Source organism: Stenotrophomonas sp. YIM B13575 (genome assembly GCF_042787595.1).
In the GTDB taxonomy this organism is placed as follows: Bacteria; Pseudomonadota; Gammaproteobacteria; order Xanthomonadales; family Xanthomonadaceae; genus Stenotrophomonas; species Stenotrophomonas lactitubi_B.
The window spans coordinates 1-17,325 of sequence record NZ_JBHZOP010000043.1 but is presented as its reverse complement, the minus strand read 5'-3'; the positions used below and the strand labels follow the sequence as shown (position 1 = coordinate 17,325).

The window sequence follows — 17,325 nt, the reverse complement described above, 5'->3', positions numbered from 1 at the left end:
CACCAAGCGTTGCACCGATGGTCCCCAAGCCAGCCCCGGACGGGGCTGGCTTTTCTCTGTGCGGCTGCCTCAGCGTGGCGCGGCGGCCGCCTGCGGCGGGCAGCGACGCGGATTGCAGCGTTGCCTGCCAGTGCCTTCAGCGTTGCCCAGCGTGCCGGTACCTGCAGCACCGCCTGCGGCACCATAGCCCAGACGCAGGCCGATGCTAGTGGCGCGGCTGGAACCGCGGGTCTGCTCATGGCCCAGCAGCAGCGACATGAACCAGCCACGTTGCAGGCGCACGTCCATGCCTGCCGCAATCGACAACGCGTGGTCGTTGTAGCTCTGCATGCGCAGCTGGTAGTCCTGCGCGCGCGGTCCGATGGCGTAGTTCAGGTAGGCATCGCCCTTGTCATCCAGCGCCTGGCGGTACTCGATGCTCCAGAACGGACGCACGCGTGCTTCCGGGTCCGCTGACAGGTAGGCGCCCTCCAGGCCCAACGCCACGGCGCTGTTGCGCACCACCTGCTCGCGATAGACCAGGTCATACAGGCCCGCGCCGTTTTCGCGGTAGCTGTCCAGGGTGCTGCGGCTGGCCTCGACGCGGCCATACCCGGTCAGCGTCGTGCCGGCGTGTCGATGCTCGTAACCGAAGGCCAGCGAACCGAACCACTGGTCTCCGTCGCGCTTGCCCTGCGCGAACGCATCGGCGTCCGTACTCCATCGGCGGGTATCGAAGTCCAGCGTGCCGGTGGCCACGATGCCATCGATGAACACGTTTTCACCACCGCGCCACAGGCCATAGGCCGCCAGCGAACGCTGATCGGACTTCACCCGCGCGTCGCTGTCTTCCATGTCGCTGTTGTTACGCCCCAGGCTGCCGGCCACGCCGAACAGGAAACGGGTACCGAACGCGCGGTCCACGCCGACGGTCAGGCCATCGGTGCGGAAGTCGTAACGGCTGCTGCGGCCCGGCCCGGCACCGTAGCTGGCACTGCCGGATGCCCACATGCCCCAGCCGGCAGGCAATGCAGGCAGGGCATCGCCACCCAGCCTGGATATCGGTACCGGGACGTTGGGCAGATCGTTGCCGCCGGCGTAGCTCAGCGACAGCTGGTTGCTGGAGGCGTTGCTGCCACCGCGTACCTGACGCAGGCGATCACGGATATTGGACTGCTGTGCACTGGCGAAGCGCACGCTGGCATCGACCTGCGCCTGCAGACCGGCCACAACGCCTGGGTCGCGGGTCGGGTCGGGGCGCTGGCTCACCACCAGGCGCAGTTGCGCAGTACCCACTGCATAGCCGCCTGCGGCTGCCTGGGTGACGGTGAGGATCGCGACGCCTTCGCCCACCAGGGTGACCGTGCGGCCCTGCACGCTGGCGACCGTCGCATCACTGCTCGAGTAACTGAAGGTGCCGCGGCTGGGGCTCTGCGGATCGATCAGGTCGAAGGCCGCTTCGCCGAACACCTTGTGCAGTTCCTGCGTCCACTGCAGTACCGGCACGGCCGCGGTGATGTCCACCTCCAGCGTGGCCTGCGTGGCGGCCAGGTACTGCGTGTTGCCGGCCTGGTTGGCGGTCAGGCTGCAACGGCCGGCGGCGAGCATGGTCACGCTGCCACCTTCCACGCGGCATACCGCCGGGGTGGTCGTGGCGAACACGATGGCATTGCCGGACGCGCCTCCGCTGGCCGAAATGCTGAAGCGCCCATTCTCGCTGTAGACCGGCGCGGTGGGACTGGCCAGGAACGCGCTGATCTGCTGCACCGCTTCAAGCACCTGCAGGGTATAGGCCTGGCTGGCGGTGAAGCCGTTTGCATCGGTGACGGACACGGTGAACGCGTAGCTGCCTGCGCCCTGCGGCGTACCGGAGAAGGTGCCGTCGCTGGCCAGGGTCAAGCCGGTGGGCAGGGCGCCGGCGCTTACCGCGAACAGATAAGGCGCGGCACCACCGGAGACCTGCAGGCGCTGCGTGTAGTCGGTTGCGGTGGACGACTGCGGCAGGTTGGAGAGCGCAAATGCCAGCTGCGGCGCGTTGACCACCAGGGTGTAGGCGGTGTCCTTGCTGGAAGGGCCGTCGCCGGTGCTGCTGTCGGTCACGCGCACGTTGAAGCTGTAGGTGCTCGCGCTTGTAGGTGCGCCGCTGAAGGCACCTGTCGAGCTCAGCGCCAGGCCCGGCGGCAGCGTACCGATCACCTGGTAGCTGTAAGGCGCGGCACCGCCACTGGTGGACAGCGTTGGCGTGTAGGCGGTGCCCGCGGTTGCCGGGCCCAGCGAGGCGGGCGTTGCCACCAGTGTCGGCGGGGACACGGTGATGCTGACCTTCACTGTGGCCGAGGTCGTGTTGCCGTCGCTGGCCTGGTAACTGAAGCTGTCCGCGCCGTAGTAGCCGGTTGTCGGCGTGTAGCTGACCGAGGTTCCGCTGACGGCGGTCTGGCCATGGGCCGGATTGCCGATGATGACCACGCTGGTCGGAATGCCGCTGATCGTCAGTGCCACTGCGCTTGCGGTGTTGTAGGCCACCGTTGCGCTGGATGGGCTGGCAACGATCGCATCCGCAGCGGTGACCGCATTGGATGCAGCAGACGCGCTGCCGGTGCCCGCGCTGTTGGTGGCCGTGACGGTGAACGTGTACGACTGGCCGACGGTCAGGCCGCTGACGGCAATCGGCGAACTGGCACCCGTGCCGGTGGCACCGCCGGGAGAGGCGGTGACCGTGTAGCCGGTGATCGGAGATCCACCGGTACTGGCCGGGGCGGTGAAGGCAACACTGATCTGACCGGTACCCGACGGGCTGGCGGAGATGCCGGTCGGTGCGCCGGGTACCACCGCATTGACGGTGAACGACTGGCTGACCTGCGATGCCGGCAGGTAGGTGCTGTCACCGGCCTGATCCGCCTGGATCGTGCAGGTACCGGTGGTGACGAAGCTCAGTTGCCCGCCGCTGGTGATGGTGCAGACCGCGGTTGTCGACGATGTGAAGTTGACCGCAAGGCTGGAGGTGGACGTTGCCGTCAACGTGGGAGTGGTGCCATAGGTCTGCGCGCCCGGGTTGGCGAAGGTGATCGTCTGCGGGGACGCGGGGGTGATGGCGTTGGAGGCCGCCGATGCGCCTCCGGTGCCGGCACCGTTGGTTGCGGTGACGGTGAAGGTGTACGCAATGCCGTTGGTCAGGCCGGTAACGGTGATCGGCGAACCGGCGCCGGTGCCGGTCAGTCCACCGGGATTGGAGGCAACGGTGTACCCGGTGATGCTGCCGCCGCCATTGCTGACCGGCGCAGTGAAGGTCACCGACGCCTGGCTGTTTCCAGCGGTCGCGGTGCCGATGGTCGGCGCGCCGGGTGTGACGGCGGCGACAGTGAAGGTCTGGGAAACAGTGGTTGCCGAATCATGGGTGCCATCGCCCGCCTGGTCGGCATTGATGGTGCAGTTGCCGCTGGTCAGGAGGGTCAACGTGCCGCCCGAAGTGATCGTGCACACAGCGGAGGTGGATGAAGAGAACGTCACCGCCAGTCCAGAGCTGCTGGTAGCGGTCAGGGTCGGGGTGGTGCCGAAGTTCTGCGTGCCCGGGTTGGCAAAGGTGATGCTCTGTGCGGCCTTCGGTGTGACCGCATTCGATGCGCCCGATGCCACGCTGGTGCCGATGGCGTTGGTGGCGGTCACGGTGAAGGTGTAGGCCGTGCCGTTGGTCAGGCCGGTGACGAGGATGGGCGATGCGGTGCCCGTGCCGATCTTGTTGCCTGGCGAGGACGTGACGGTGTAACCGGTGATGGCAGATCCGCCGGTGTTGACAGGCGCGGTGAAGCTGATCGTGGCCTGGGCGTTGGCTGCAGTCGCCGTGACGATGGTCGGGGCGTCCGGCGCGGTGGGAATGGCGACGCTGTGCGCGGTGCCGCTGCTGTAGGCCGTGGCGGCATTGCCGGCCGCGTCGACAATATTGGTGCTGCCGTTGACATTGAGCTTGAGGGTGCCGTTGCCGGTAATGCCCGTCACATCCACGCTGTAGACGGCGCCACTGCCCGACACTGCAGTGATGGTGCCTGCAGCGTTGCCCGTGGTGGCCAGAGCGAAGTCGTCGGAGGTCACGTTGCTGACCGCCTCGCTGAAGGTCACCGCGAAGCTCGCGCTGGTGGCGGTGGCCGCCGGCGAACCACTGGGCGCGGTGCTGGTGACGGTCGGGGCCAAGTCATCGGTGACCTGCAGGATGAGCACCTTCTCGAAGGTCGCACCGTTCTCATCCGTCGTTCGCACGCGGATGCTGCGGTTGCCTGCAGCCAGGGCGGAGGGCGTGTTGGCCCGCAACGTATCACCGGCGATCGTGAAGGACGCATTGTCGGTGCTGCCGGCACCGGCAACCAGCGAATAGGTGAAGGTGCTGCCGATATCCGGATCGGTGCTGGTCAGCGTACCCACGGTCGTGTTGGCCGCGCTGCTCTGCAGGACCGTGTTGGCTGACAAGGCGATATCGGACGGCGCACTGTTGGGAACATCAACGACGAGGTTGTTGATCGCGTGCCAGGAAAAACGGTTTGGATTGACCGTTCCGCCGCCGATCATTTCTATCCGGACCTCATCGACGTTGTCGAAGGCTGCTGGCAGAGATACGGTAACCGGCGTGTAGTCGGGCCAGTTGAAGGTCCGGCTTGCCCCGCTCACCGCAGAACCCGAGCGGAAACCCGTGACCTGGACCTGGGTGCCGTAGTTCTCCCCCCAGTTGATGTACAGGAAGGACTTCAGCGAAAAGGGCCGGCCATTGGGGGATCTGACCACCATTGCCAGATGCTCGGTCAACTGATCGGTCAGTGCGCCCGGGAAGCCAGGGTCCAGCGTTTGAAAGAACCCGTCGTTCTGGAATGTGATGGCGCCTGCTGCGTTGCTGAATCCGCTATCCGTGTTGAGGACCTGCAGGCCCAGCCCTGCTAGAGTCTGCGATCCACCCTGGCCGCTGAGCGCTACAGGTCCGCCAAGTCCCGCGTTGTTGGTGAAATGCAACGTGACCGGCGCGGCGATGGCTGGCAGGCTCAAGGCAAACAGCAGCAGAAGCGCCGCCCGCAGCAGCGGACGGACAAAGTGTGGTGCGGACATGCGATCCCCCTGATCAATCCACGAATGTCAGCCACCGCACTGCGCCTGCGCGCCTCTGCCGGTGGGCCGTTCCTTCTCTTCAGATCCCGATGTCGGCCGGGTTGCCGGTCGACAGTCCATTGCCGTGATGCAATTTCCGTGCCGTAGCACGTGCTTCCTCAATCCCCTGGGCCACCGCTGGCGACCCGTGTGGCGGCGATTCTATCCGTTTATTCGTGTTTGCCAACGGGGGCGTCTGAACGGGTCATCGCGCTCGTCTGCGTACCTCCGCGTATGGCATGCCGACGCACGTTCGATCATGCTCGATGTTCTCCACCATGGACATGTGAAGGGCCTTGCATTGAGTGATCCGCTGCCACTGCAGGTTGTCGTGTTGCCCGGGCTGGACGGCACGGGCCGGCTGTCGATGCCCTTCCTGGATGAGCTGCGCGCGCGTGGCCTGGATGCGCGCGCGCTGGCGCTGCCCGGTACGGGGGCGCAGGATTACGCAACCTTGGTGGAGGCGGTTCGATCACAGCTGTCTGCGCAGTCGTTCGTGCTTCTTGCCGAGTCCTTCGCCGGCCCGCTGGCGATGGAGTTGGCCGCAGGCCCGCTGCCCGGACTCCGTGGACTGGTGCTGTGCACGACCTTCGCGCGGCGACCGGTGCCGTTGCCCGCCAGCGCCGCCATGGCGCTGGCACCTGCCTGGCCGATGCCGCCGTTGCCACTGATGGCACGACTGCTGCTGGGGCGCTGGCGCACCCGCAGCAATCAGCAGGACCTGCAGGACGCACTGGCGCAGGTGCCGACGCCGGTGCTGCGCCAGCGCGCAGCGGCCACCCTGCGCGTTGATGTACGTGCGCTGTTGTCCGGGATCCAGGTGCCCACCTTGAACGTGCAGGCGCTGCAGGATCGACTGCTGTGGCCGCACAGCGTGCGCGAACTGCAGGTGTTGCTGCCCGACGCGCGGCACATCGCCATCGAAGGCCCGCACCTGCTGCTGCAGGCGCGGGCCGAACCGGCTGCCGCGTTGATCGCGGGCTGGATCAACAGGTTGTCGGGGTAGTCGGAGTCATCCGCCAGCGCGGGTACGCCAAGCCCTCTTCGGTTGATCAGGCCAGCAGGCGCAGCTTCGGCTCACGCGCCCATTGGCGGGTGGCGGCAGCGGTGAGGAAGGCTCTGCTGTCTTCCGCCTCGACGGTGCCAGCATCACTGCCTACACGTGCCGCTTTCAGCAGCGCCTGTGCGCCTTCGTCACTGGCGATGGCTTTCAGGTGCGCCCAGGCGTCGCTGACGAAGCCTACGGCCGCCGCTTCCTTGGCCAGCGCCTTTCCAGCATCGGCACTCAGCACCACGGCCACGGCATCAAACACCACCGACGGGGTACCGGCCAGCTGTCCATCGGCGGCCTGCACTTTGCCGTCGCTGAGCGTGGTGCCACCGACTTTCGGTGCGACCAGCTTGACGCTGGCACCGACCTTTTCAGCGGCTTTGCGCAGGTTGGCGATCACTCGTGCATCGGAACCTTCATCGAACAGGATGCCGATGCAGCGCCCCTGCAGCAGTGGCTTGTTGCGGCCGATCACCCGTACTTCGGGGGCGACGGGCAGGTCCTGAGCGGGGGTTGCCGTCGGTGCCGGGTCGGGCAGGGTACGCAGGGCCAGCCCATCGGCCACGCGTTTGGCCAGTCCTTCGTCGATGTTGCGCAGATGGCTGACGGTGCGCACGCGCACCTTCTCCGTTTCCACCTTCGACAGCTCGAACACCAGCGCCGAGGCCAGGTGCGCCTGTTCCGGTTTTTCCAGGCTGCGGAAGAACATCCGTGCCTGGCTGTAGTGGTCGGCAAAGCTTTCTGCACGGGTGCGGCCCTTGCGCCCGTCATCGGCGCTGGCGTGGCTGCGGAAACCGGCGGGGGTCTCGCGCGGGCTGTCCTCCTGCAGCGAACTGGGATCGTAGGCGACGCGTCCCTTCGGCACCTGCATCTGCATGTGGCCATCGCGCTGGTGGTTGGCGAACGGGCACTTCGGTGCGTTGATCGGGATCTGGTTGAAGTTCGGCCCGCCCAGGCGGATCAGCTGGGTATCCAGATAGGAGAACAGCCGTCCCTGCAGCAACGGATCGTTGCTGAAGTCGATGCCGGGCGGCACGTTGGCCGGGCAGAACGCAACCTGCTCGGTCTCGGCGAAGAAGTTGTCCGGCCATCGGTCCAGCACCATGCGTCCGATCACCTGCAGCGGCACCAGCGACTCGGGGATGATCTTGGTCGGGTCCAAGTGGTCGAACGGGAAGCCGTCGGCCTGTTCCTCGCTGAACAACTGCACCGCCAGCTCCCACTCGGGGAAGTCGCCACGCTGGATCGCTTCGAACAGGTCGCGGCGGTGGAAATCGTTGTCGGCCGCCTGCAGTTTCAGCGCCTCGTCCCAGATCGTGGACTGCAGCCCCAGCTTCGGGCGCCAGTGGAACTTGACGAAGGTGGAGTTCCCTTCGTCATCCAGCAGGCGGAAGCTGTGGATGCCGAAACCTTCGATGGTGCGCAGCGAGCGTGGGATCGTGCGGTCGCTCATCGCCCACATGATCATGTGCATCGATTCGGGCATCAGCGAGACGAAATCCCAGAAGGTGTCGTGCGCGCTGGCCGCCTGCGGGAATGCGCGGTCCGGTTCCATCTTCACCGCATGGATCAGGTCGGGGAACTTGATCGCATCCTGGATGAAGAACACCGGGATGTTGTTGCCGACCAGGTCCCAGTTGCCTTCCTTCGTGTAGAACTTCACCGCGAAGCCGCGCACGTCGCGCGGGGTGTCGACCGAACCGGCGCCGCCGGCGACGGTGGAGAAGCGGGTGAACACCGGCGTCTTCACCCCGACCTCGGTGAGGATCTTGGCCCGCGTCACCTTGCCCAGCGACTTGGTCAGTTCGAAGAAGCCATGGGCGGCCGAGCCACGCGCGTGGACGATGCGCTCGGGAATGCGCTCGTGGTCGAAGTGGGTGATCTTCTCGCGCAGCAGGAAGTCCTCCAGCAGGGTCGGGCCACGCGGCCCCTGGCGCAGGGAATTCTGGTTGTCGGCAACCGGGATGCCCTGGTTGCTGGTCAGTACCGGATGGTCTCCTCCCGCCAGTTGATGCAGTTCATCGCCCTGGCCGCGGCTGTCACGGTCGGCGGCGGGGGTGGCGGGAGCGCGCTTGCCGGTCGGCTTGCTGGCGGCCATGGAGGATCTCCTGGAGCGGGTAGGGGGCAGACCCCAGACACTGGCGCCGTCGGCGTTAATGCAGGGTCCCGTGGGAGTGAACGCGCAGACAAATCGGCGGCTCGGGTATGCTTGCCGCATGCGAGTCGAACCCGCCGACATCGAAGCCCTGTTCGACGCCATTCCGGACGTGCTGTTCTTCATGAAGGACCGCCAGGGCCGCTACACCTACGTCAACCAGACCATGCTGCGACGGCTGGGCCTGCGTGCGCGCAAGGACGTGATCGGCCGCACCGCAGCCGAGATCTACCCCACCGGCCTGAGTGCGGACTATGTCGACCAGGACGCCCGCGTGCTGTCCGGCGAGGTGATCGAGAACCTGATGGAGCTGCACCTGTTCGCCAACCGCGAACCGGGCTGGTGCCTGACCTGCAAGCGCCCGCTGGTGGTCGACGGGCAGGTGGAAGGGCTGATCGGCATCTCCCGCGACCTCGGCCAGAAGGACAGCCTGGGCACCCAGTACGAGCAGCTGCGGCTGGCCCTGGCCCACCTCAATACGCACTACGCCGAGAACGTGCGGATGCAGACCCTGCTGGACATCACCGGTTTTTCGTTGTCCAAGCTGGAGCGCAGCTTCCGCAAGGTGTTCCAGATGACCCCGCAGCAGGTGCTGACCCGGCTGCGGATCCAGATGGCCATGCACCTGCTGCATGGCAACGAGAGCATCGCCTGCATCGGCCAGGCCTGCGGTTTCAGCGACCAGAGCGCGTTCACCCGCAAGTTCAAGGCTGAAACCGGTTTTTCGCCGCGCGCCTATCGGGCCCGTATTGGTGGCAATGTCGGCGAGCCGGTACCGGCCTGAGTTTCCTGCTGCGCTGTGCCTATCCCCGCGGCGGCTGGACACGGTAAGGTGTCGCCCTTGTCGCCGCCGCCAGCCCTGCCGATGCCCGCCACCCCCGATCAGACCGCTTCGCCCTCCCGCCTCGGCCATTCGCTCAAGCCACGCCAGCTGATCATGATGGGGCTGGGCAGCGCCATCGGCGCCGGCCTGTTCCTCGGCTCCGGCGTAGGCGTGCAGGCGGCCGGCCCGGCGGTGCTGGTGTCCTACCTGGTGGCCGGTGCGCTGGTGATCATCGTGATGAACGCACTGGGCGAAATGGCCGCCGCCAAGCCGACCAGCGGTGCGTTCTCGGTGTATGCGGCCGATGCCATGGGCGCCACCGCCGGCGCCACCGTGGGCTGGCTGTGGTGGGTGCAGCTGGTCATCGTCATCGCCGCCGAGGCGGTGGGCGCGGCCGGATTGCTGGCCACGGTCTGGCCGGTGGTGCCGGTACCGATGGCGGCACTGGCCTTCATGTTGTTCTTCACCGCGATCAACCTGCTCGGGGTGAAGAACTTCGGTGAGTTCGAATTCTGGTTCGCCATCCTCAAGGTGGCGGCGATCCTGGCCTTCATCGCCGTTGGCGTGGCGCTGCTGATGGGCTGGCTGCCGCAGGTGGCCTCGCCGGGCCTGAGCAACTTCATCGAGCACGGCGGCTTCGCGCCGAAGGGCCTGGCCGGTATCGGTGCGGCGCTGCTGGTGGTGGTGTTCGCCTTCGGCGGTACCGAGATCGTGGCCGTCGCGGCGGCGGAGACCGAAGACCCCGAGCGCAGCATCGCCCGCGCCATCCGCACCGTGGCTTGGCGCATCCTGGTGTTCTACATCGGTTCGCTGAGCGTGATCATCGCCGTGGTGCCATGGACCAGTGAAGCGCTGAAGTCGCCGTTCGCCGCGGTTCTCGATGTCGCCAATATCCCGGGGGCAGCCACGGCCATCACCCTGATCGCGGTGATCGCCCTGCTGTCGGCGCTCAACGCCAATCTCTACGGCGCCTCGCGCATGATGTATTCGCTGGCGCAACGCCGCGAAGCACCGGCCGTGCTGGGCTGGACCGACCCGCGCCAGGTGCCGGTGATCGCGGTGCTGGCCAGCGTCCTGTTCGGCTTCGCTGCCACCATCATGGAACTGCTGTTCCCGGACAAGGTGTTGCCGGTGCTGCTGAACATCGTCGGTTCCACCTGCCTGCTGGTGTGGACGCTGTCGCTGGTCTCGCAGCTGGTGCTGCGCCGTCGCGCCGACCGCCTGGGCACGCGCCTGCCGTTCCGGATGGCGGGCTTCCCGTGGCTGACCGTCTGCGCGCTGGCGATCCTGGCGTTGATTTTCGGCCTGCTGCTGAGTGAAGCGCATACGCGCCTGCAGTTCCTGTCGATGGTGGCGCTGACCGCGACCATCGCGGCCAGCAGCGCCATTGCCCGGCGCATGCGCGAGGCCTGATCCTGTAGAGCCGACCCTATGGTCGGCTGCTGTTCGGGCAGACGTCAGCCGAGCATGGGCTCGGCTCTACAGCAGGCATACATCCCGCGTGCGACGCTGATCGCGTGGGCCATCACCGGCCCGACGAACGGGAGCACCGCATGCTGCGCAGCCGTCCCTTCCTGATGTTCACCGGCCAGGCCGAAGCCGCGCTGGCCCTGTACGCCGAAGCCTTCGCCGAATTCCGCCTGCTGGCCCTGCAGCGCCATCCGGACGGGGCGGGTGCGGGCGTGCCCGGTCAGGTCCGCCAGGCCATTTTCCTGCTCGGCGGCACCCACTACCTGTGCTTCGACAGCCTGGATGTGCACGACTTCACGTTCACGCCCTCGATGTCGCTGTTCGTGGAATGTGCGGGTGCCGAATCGTTCGAACGTGCCGCGCGCGTGCTGGGCGACGGCGGGCATTGGCTGATGCCGGTGGGCGACTACGAGTTCAGCAGCCGCTATGGCTGGGTGCAGGACCGTTTCGGCGTGTCGTGGCAATTGAGCCTGGGGCAGGTGCCGGATCCGTGATGGCAAAGCATCCACGCATGGCGTGGATCTACTACCTGCCATGGCGCACTCTCCAGTAGATCCACGCCATGCGTGGATGGAAACGAAAACGGCCCGCTTGCGCGGGCCGTTCTGTTACCGATGCCGCGAAGGCTTACGCCTCGACTTCATCGTCCTTGTAGGCATCGACCGGGATGCAGGCGCACATCACGTTCTTGTCGCCGTACACGTTGTCGACGCGGGCCACCGGCGGCCAGTACTTCTGCAGCTTCAGGCTCGGCAGCGGGAAGGCGGCCAGTTCACGCGGATAGGCGTGGGTCCATTCGCTGGCGGTCACTGCCGTGGCCGTGTGCGGGGCGTTCTTCAGCGGGTTGTCCTCGCGGTCCAGGCGGCCGTCTTCGATCGCGGTGATCTCTTCGCGGATCTGGATCATCGCGTCGATGAAGCGGTCCAGCTCGTGCAGCGATTCGCTTTCGGTCGGCTCGACCATCAGCGTGCCGGCCACCGGGAAGCTCAGGGTCGGGGCATGGAAGCCGAAGTCGATCAGGCGCTTGGCCACGTCTTCGGCACCGATGCCGCTGGTCTTCTCCAGCGGACGCACGTCGAGGATGCACTCGTGCGCGACCAGGCCGTTGCGACCGGTGTACAGGGTCTTGAAGTGCGGGGCCAGGCGCTTGGCGATGTAGTTGGCGTTGAGCTGGGCGACCTGGGTGGCCTTGCGCAGGCCCTCGGTGCCCATCATCGCGATGTACATCCAGCTGATCGGCAGGATCGAGGCGCTGCCGAAGCTGGCGGCGCTGACCATGCCGACCGGACCGTTGTCACCCAGCTTGCCCGGCAGGAACGGGGCAAGGTGCGACTTGACCGCACACGGGCCAACGCCCGGGCCGCCGCCGCCGTGCGGGATGCAGAAGGTCTTGTGCAGGTTCAGGTGCGAAACATCCGAACCCCACTTGCCCGGCTTGGCCACGCCGACCAGGGCGTTCATGTTGGCACCGTCGGTGTACACCTGGCCGCCGTGCTTGTGGATGATCTCGCAGATCTCCACGACTTCTTCCTCGAACACGCCATGCGTGGACGGGTAGGTCATCATGATCGCGGCCAGGCGGTCGCTGTATTTCTCGGCGTTGAGGCGGATGTCCTCGACGTCGACGTTGCCGTTGGCATCGGTCTTGGTGACCACGACCTTCATGCCGCACATCTGTGCCGACGCCGGGTTGGTGCCGTGCGCCGAATCCGGGATCAGGCAGATGTCACGGTGATCTTCGCCGCGTGAGCGGTGGTAGGCGCGGATCGCCAGCAGGCCGGCGTACTCGCCCTGCGCACCGGAGTTCGGCTGCAGGCTGACGGCGTCGTAGCCGGTGCACTCGACCAGCATCGCTTCCAGCGAATCGATCAGTTCCTTGTAGCCCAGCGCCTGCTCGGCCGGCACCAGCGGGTGGATCTGCGAGAACTCCGGCCAGGTCACCGGAATCATTTCGGCGGTGGCGTTGAGCTTCATGGTGCACGAGCCCAGCGGGATCATCGTGCGGTCCATCGCCAGGTCCTTGTCGGCCAGCGAACGCAGGTAGCGCAGCAGCTCGTGCTCGCTGTGGTGGGTGTTGAACACCGGGTGGGTCAGGAACGCGGACTGGCGCAGCAGGCCGGCCGGCAGCGCGTCGGCGGTGCTGGCATCGAGCGCGTCCACATCAACGCTGGCACCGAACAGCGCGCCGACGGCGACGATGTCGGCGCGGGTGGTGGTCTCGTCCAGGCTGATGCCCACCGAGCTGCTGTCGATCGCACGCAGGTTGTAGCCGGCCGCACGGGCCTTGGCATGGATCGCGTCGGCGTCGACACCGGTCACGTGCAGCGTGTCGAAGAAGTCGGCGCCGACCTGCACACCGGCGGTGCGCAGCGCGCTGGCCAGGATCGCGGCCAGGCGATGGGTGCGGCGGGCGATGCGGGTCAGGCCTTCCGGACCGTGGTAGACGGCGTACATCGAGGCCATCACTGCCAGCAGCACCTGTGCGGTACAGATGTTGGAGGTGGCCTTCTCGCGGCGGATATGCTGTTCGCGGGTCTGCAGGGTCAGGCGGTAGGCCGGATTGCCCTGCGCGTCGATCGAGACACCGATCAGACGGCCCGGCATCGAACGCTTGTAGGCGTCACGGCAGGCCATGAACGCCGCATGCGGGCCACCGAAACCGAACGGCACGCCGAAACGCTGGCTGTTGCCGACCACGATGTCCGCACCCCATTCGCCCGGGGCGGCCAGCAGGGTCAGGGCCAGCAGGTCGGTGGCCACGGCCACCAGCCCGCCGCGCGCGTGCACGGCATCGACCAGCGCCTTGTAGTCGCCGACCTGGCCGAAGGTATCCGGGTACTGCAGCAGCAGGCCGAAGGCTTCCGCTTCCAGCGCTTCGGCCGGGGTGCCCACGCGCAGCACGATGCCCATGGGCTCGGCGCGGGTACGCAGCAGTTCCAGCGTCTGCGGGTGCACGGCATCGTGCACGAAGAAGGTGTCCGACTTCGACTTGGCCGAGCGCTTGGCCAGGGTCATCGCTTCAGCAGCGGCAGTGGCTTCGTCCAGCAGCGAGGCGTTGGCGATTTCCATGCCGGTCAGGTCGGCGCACAGGGTCTGGAAGTTGATCAGCGCTTCCATGCGGCCCTGCGAGATTTCCGCCTGGTACGGGGTGTAGGCGGTGTACCAGGCCGGGTTTTCCAGGATGTTGCGCAGGATCACGTTCGGCGTGTGGGTACCGTAATAGCCCTGGCCGATGAAGCTGCGCAGCACGGTGTTCTTGTCGGCGATCGCGCGGATCTTCGCCAGCGCCTGCACTTCGGTGATCGACTCCGGCAACGCCAGCGGTGCCGGCGACTTGATCTTGGCCGGGACGATGGCATCGGTCATCGCATCCAGCGATGCGTGGCCGATGACGCCGAGCATCTGCGCGATCTCGGCATCGTTGGGGCCGATGTGGCGCTCGACGAACGCCGAATGGTGCTCGAGCTCACGCAGGGAAGGGGTGTTCTGGGACATGGCGAAGGATCCGTCAGGAAAGGGCACACGCACGGGCACAAGCCGCCGGTCGGCGGTCTGCGGGCGCCCCTCTGTCCTTTTGCCTGAGAGTTTAAAAGCGCGGAAAACCGCAGCTTCGTGCCCCTTCGGCGCCGGATCGAACCGGTCTCTCCAGAGTTCTGTTACGGGTGGTATCGGGCCTGAGCGATTACGGGCGTTGCGCCTTCGGCAGCGGTGACCTGCTTCTCCCACCGTGTTGCCCGCCGATTATAGCCTCTTGCCGGTGCCCGACGGTGGCCCGGAGTGGCCTCACAGGCCTGAATGGCCGATGGCCCGGGCGTGCGTTCTGTGCACCCGTGCATGGCGTCGCACGCATTCCCCACCTATGATGGTCCGATTCTCGTATTCATCTGGCGCCGTCCCTGCCGCAGGGGATCGGCGCCCGCCGTGCGTGTCACGCATGGCCCTGCCGGACGCTTGCCCGATGACCGCCGCTGTTGCTCCTTCCACCCGCCGCATGGCCCTGTTGCTCGCTGGTCTGGCCATGTTCGGTCCGTTCTCGATCGACACCATCTTTCCTGCGTTTCCGCAGCTGGCCCAGCGCCTGGCGGTGGACGAGGTGGCTGTGCAGCAGACCATCAGCGTCTACCTGCTGTTCTACGGCCTGATGAGCCTGGCCCACGGCCCGCTGTCCGATGCGTGGGGGCGCAAGCGGGTGATCCTCGGCGGCCTGGTGATCTTCGTCGGCGCCTCGGTGGGCTGCGCGTTGTCCACCGACCTGACCACGCTGCTGGCGTTCCGCGCGCTGCAGGGCCTGTCTGCCGGTGTCGGCATGATCGTCGGCCGCGCGGTGATCCGCGATCTGTACCACGGCCACGACGCGCAGCGGCTGATGAGCCAGGTGTCGATGCTGTTCGGCATCGCCCCGGCCATCGCGCCGATCATCGGCGGCTGGATCCTGCTCAGTGGTGCCGGCTGGCCGCTGATCTTCTGGTTCCTGGTGGTATTCGCGCTGGTGCTGCTGGCGGCCACCGCGCGCTTCCTGCCGGAAACCCATCCGGCGCAGGCACGGGTTGCACTGTCGCCACGCACGTTGATGCGCGACTACGTGCGCATCGGCTTCAACCCGCGTTTCCTGCGCCTGGCGCTTGCCGGCAGCATCGGCTTCGGCGGCATCTTCCTGTACATCTCCTCGGCGCCGGCGATCGTGATGCAGCACCTGCATCTGGGTGAAGGCGGCTTTGCCTGGCTGTTCATTCCCACCATCGGCGGCATGACCACCGGTTCGTTCCTGTCCGGGCGCATGGCCGGGCACAGCACACCGACGCGGCAGGTGGCCCTGGGCTTCACCTTGTGTGCGGTCTCTGCCGTGTTGAACATCGGCTATGTCAGCCTCGCGCCGCAGTTCGCGTTGCCGTGGGCGGTGATGCCGATCTTCCTCGGCGGCATGGGCATGGCGCTGATCTTCCCGATCCTGGCGCTGGCGGTGCTGGACATGTATCCGCTGCAGCGCGGCCTGGCCTCGTCGCTGCAGGCGTTCGTGCAGCTGATGATCAGCACCGTGGTGGCCGGCGTGGTATCGCCACTGCTGCACGACAGCCCGCTGCATCTGGCACTGGGGCAGGCGGCCTTCTTCGCGGCCGGCTTCGTGTTCTGGTACTGGGAGCACCAGCGCGAGCGCGCAGCAGAGGCAGCCGGCACGACGCTTTGAGCGTCGCGCAGGGGTAGGGCACAGCATCACGCAGCGCCCCCTTGCGACGCTGCGCGCAGGGACTAGGCTGGGGTTTCCAGCAAGCCGGTTCGTGGATGCACGACAGCCAGCCATCCCGATGTCGTCGCATGAGGTATCCCATGGCTGCGCAGCAGACCTACCGCCTGTTCGAGGTGGCGCTGAAGGAGCGCCGCGTTCTTTCTCCTTCCCTGGACCGCATGGTGTTCACCGGCGCAGACGTGGCGCGCATGAAGACCGAAGGCCCGGACCAACGCATCAAGGTGTTCTTCCCCTTGCCCGGCCAGGACGCGCCGGACGTGCCCAGCGGCGACGACTGGTACGCCCGTTACCGGGCACTGCCCGATGACGCGCGGCCGCCGATGCGCACCTTTACCCTCCGCCAACTGCGCGCCGGCGACTGCGAGGTCGACGTCGACTTCGTGCTGCATGGCGAGACCGGACCGGCCTCGCGCTGGGCCACGCACGCACGGCCGGGCGACCGCGTGGTGCTGCTGGCCCCCGACGCTGACTGCGCGGACAGCAGCGAAGGTTGGGAATGGAAGCCGCCAGCCGGGGTCGGCCAGGTGTTGCTGGTGGCCGATGAGACCGCATTGCCGGCGGTGGCCGGCATCCTCGAGGAACTGGCCGGGCTGGCCGATCCGCCGCGCACGCTGGCCCTGCTGGAGATCGCCCAGGCGGGGGATGCGGTGCCATTGAAGGCACCGGCCACGGCCGAACTGGTGTGGTTGCCACGCGGGCAACAGGCCCATGGGCAGCGGTTGCTGCAGGCCGTGCAGGCGCGGCTGGCGGCAGCCCCGGCCGTGGCCGAGGGCGCCGAACTGGACGACATCGACGTCGACGCGCAGATCCTGTGGGAGCAGGCTGATGCCAGCGCGGACGGCGCGATGTATGCCTGGGTGGCGGGCGAGGCCGGCGCGGTGATGGCGATCCGCCGGTATCTGGTGAAGGACTGCGGCCTGGATCGCCGCGCGATCACCTTCATGGGCTACTGGCGGCAGGGGCGGGTGCTGGACTGAGCCGACGCCGTACCGGTGTGAACCAGCATGCAGGGGGCGTGGGTTATCCTTGCGCCCCCGCAATGCAAGCCCCACCGATGTCGACCTCTTCCAAATCCCGCCGCGACCAGCGCCGTCGCCAGGAACAGCAGGCTGCCAACAAGGCCGCCGCCACCGCCTCGCCCGTCGAGCCGCACGCCGAACTGCGCGACACCCAGCGCACGCTGCTGGCCGGCGTCGTCCGTCGCGATGGCGAATGGGTGCTGGGCATGGATGGCCGCATTGCCGGCCAGAGCGAAAGTGCGGCGCAGGTGCTGGCGCTGATCATGCAGGCCGGTGAACTGCACGAACGGCAGGGCACGCCGGTGCGCTTGATCTATTCGGATGCGCTGCGCGATGCGGCGCAGGCCGAAGCCAATGAGAAGGGTCAGACCTTCGAGGAATTCAAGGCCGCGCTGGCCGCACAGCTGGCGGCGAAGAAGAGCAACTGATCGTCATCGCGGTAGCGGGGGGGGGGGGGGG

Annotated in this window: 10 protein-coding genes and 1 riboswitch; of the genes, 7 read left to right on the top strand and 3 right to left on the bottom strand. The window is 67.0% G+C overall.

The genetic code is table 11. The features are described from left to right. Nucleotides 1-69 precede the first annotated feature (69 nt). The gene (locus ACFX4F_RS08230; RefSeq protein WP_380654028.1) at nucleotides 70-5,064 is read right to left on the bottom strand and encodes an autotransporter domain-containing protein; all 4,995 of its coding nucleotides are present in this window, start codon (nucleotides 5,062-5,064) and stop codon (nucleotides 70-72) included. A gap of 298 nt (nucleotides 5,065-5,362) precedes the next feature. Here ACFX4F_RS08230 and ACFX4F_RS08225 point away from each other — a divergent pair, with 298 nt between their 5' ends. Beyond that, on the top strand, nucleotides 5,363-6,109 hold the full coding sequence (locus ACFX4F_RS08225; RefSeq protein WP_380654025.1) for an alpha/beta fold hydrolase: 747 nt from the start codon (nucleotides 5,363-5,365) through the stop codon (nucleotides 6,107-6,109). 46 nt (nucleotides 6,110-6,155) lie between these two features. Here ACFX4F_RS08225 and ACFX4F_RS08220 read toward each other — a convergent pair whose 3' ends face one another. Next, on the bottom strand, nucleotides 6,156-8,252 hold the full coding sequence (locus ACFX4F_RS08220) for a catalase (RefSeq protein ID WP_380654022.1): 2,097 nt from the start codon (nucleotides 8,250-8,252) through the stop codon (nucleotides 6,156-6,158). Nucleotides 8,253-8,370: 118 nt separating this feature from the next. Here ACFX4F_RS08220 and ACFX4F_RS08215 point away from each other — a divergent pair, with 118 nt between their 5' ends. The 3 genes from ACFX4F_RS08215 to ACFX4F_RS08205 all read left to right on the top strand — a co-directional run bounded on the left by ACFX4F_RS08215 (nucleotide 8,371) and on the right by ACFX4F_RS08205 (nucleotide 11,096). Beyond that, a complete protein-coding gene (locus ACFX4F_RS08215) occupies nucleotides 8,371-9,093 on the top strand; it encodes an AraC family transcriptional regulator (protein ID WP_099818914.1) in 723 nt (240 codons plus the stop codon). A gap of 81 nt (nucleotides 9,094-9,174) precedes the next feature. Then, a complete protein-coding gene (locus ACFX4F_RS08210; RefSeq protein WP_380654054.1) occupies nucleotides 9,175-10,545 on the top strand; it encodes an amino acid permease in 1,371 nt (456 codons plus the stop codon). 140 nt (nucleotides 10,546-10,685) lie between these two features. Beyond that, nucleotides 10,686-11,096 carry a VOC family protein gene (locus tag ACFX4F_RS08205; protein ID WP_165377825.1) on the top strand — a complete coding sequence of 137 codons (411 nt, stop codon included), beginning with the start codon at nucleotides 10,686-10,688 and terminating at the stop codon, nucleotides 11,094-11,096. A 133-nt stretch (nucleotides 11,097-11,229) separates the two neighbouring features. On the opposite strand, the gene gcvP is transcribed toward ACFX4F_RS08205, so the two are convergent. Beyond that, a complete protein-coding gene (gcvP, locus tag ACFX4F_RS08200) occupies nucleotides 11,230-14,097 on the bottom strand; it encodes an aminomethyl-transferring glycine dehydrogenase (protein WP_380654017.1) in 2,868 nt (955 codons plus the stop codon). Between the two features lie 61 nt (nucleotides 14,098-14,158). After that, nucleotides 14,159-14,261: riboswitch (glycine riboswitch) on the bottom strand. A gap of 299 nt (nucleotides 14,262-14,560) precedes the next feature. Here gcvP and ACFX4F_RS08195 point away from each other — a divergent pair. The 3 genes from ACFX4F_RS08195 (at nucleotide 14,561) to ACFX4F_RS08185 (ending at nucleotide 17,294) form a co-directional block, all read left to right on the top strand. Next, complete coding sequence (locus ACFX4F_RS08195; protein WP_380654014.1) at nucleotides 14,561-15,787, top strand: multidrug effflux MFS transporter; 1,227 nt, start codon at nucleotides 14,561-14,563, stop codon at nucleotides 15,785-15,787. A 140-nt stretch (nucleotides 15,788-15,927) separates the two neighbouring features. Then, on the top strand, nucleotides 15,928-16,824 hold the full coding sequence (locus ACFX4F_RS08190; protein ID WP_380654051.1) for a siderophore-interacting protein: 897 nt from the start codon (nucleotides 15,928-15,930) through the stop codon (nucleotides 16,822-16,824). A 77-nt stretch (nucleotides 16,825-16,901) separates the two neighbouring features. Continuing rightward, nucleotides 16,902-17,294 (top strand): hypothetical protein, encoded by a 393-nt coding sequence (locus tag ACFX4F_RS08185; protein ID WP_089236443.1) that lies wholly within the window; start codon nucleotides 16,902-16,904, stop codon nucleotides 17,292-17,294. Nucleotides 17,295-17,325 lie beyond the last annotated feature (31 nt).

Bases quoted from the DNA above. Each gene is read 5' to 3' on its own strand.
- ACFX4F_RS08185 (WP_089236443.1), top strand. From the start codon at position 16,902: ATGTCGACCTCTTCCAAATCCCGCCGCGACCAGCGCCGTCGCCAGGAA.
- ACFX4F_RS08205 (WP_165377825.1), top strand. From the start codon at position 10,686: ATGCTGCGCAGCCGTCCCTTCCTGATGTTCACCGGCCAGGCCGAAGCC.
- ACFX4F_RS08195 (WP_380654014.1), top strand. From the start codon at position 14,561: ATGACCGCCGCTGTTGCTCCTTCCACCCGCCGCATGGCCCTGTTGCTC.
- ACFX4F_RS08220 (WP_380654022.1), bottom strand. From the start codon at position 8,252: ATGGCCGCCAGCAAGCCGACCGGCAAGCGCGCTCCCGCCACCCCCGCC.
- ACFX4F_RS08210 (WP_380654054.1), top strand. From the start codon at position 9,175: ATGCCCGCCACCCCCGATCAGACCGCTTCGCCCTCCCGCCTCGGCCAT.
- gcvP (WP_380654017.1), bottom strand. From the start codon at position 14,097: ATGTCCCAGAACACCCCTTCCCTGCGTGAGCTCGAGCACCATTCGGCG.
- ACFX4F_RS08230 (WP_380654028.1), bottom strand. From the start codon at position 5,064: ATGTCCGCACCACACTTTGTCCGTCCGCTGCTGCGGGCGGCGCTTCTG.
- ACFX4F_RS08215 (WP_099818914.1), top strand. From the start codon at position 8,371: ATGCGAGTCGAACCCGCCGACATCGAAGCCCTGTTCGACGCCATTCCG.
- ACFX4F_RS08190 (WP_380654051.1), top strand. From the start codon at position 15,928: ATGGCTGCGCAGCAGACCTACCGCCTGTTCGAGGTGGCGCTGAAGGAG.
- ACFX4F_RS08225 (WP_380654025.1), top strand. From the start codon at position 5,363: ATGCTCGATGTTCTCCACCATGGACATGTGAAGGGCCTTGCATTGAGT.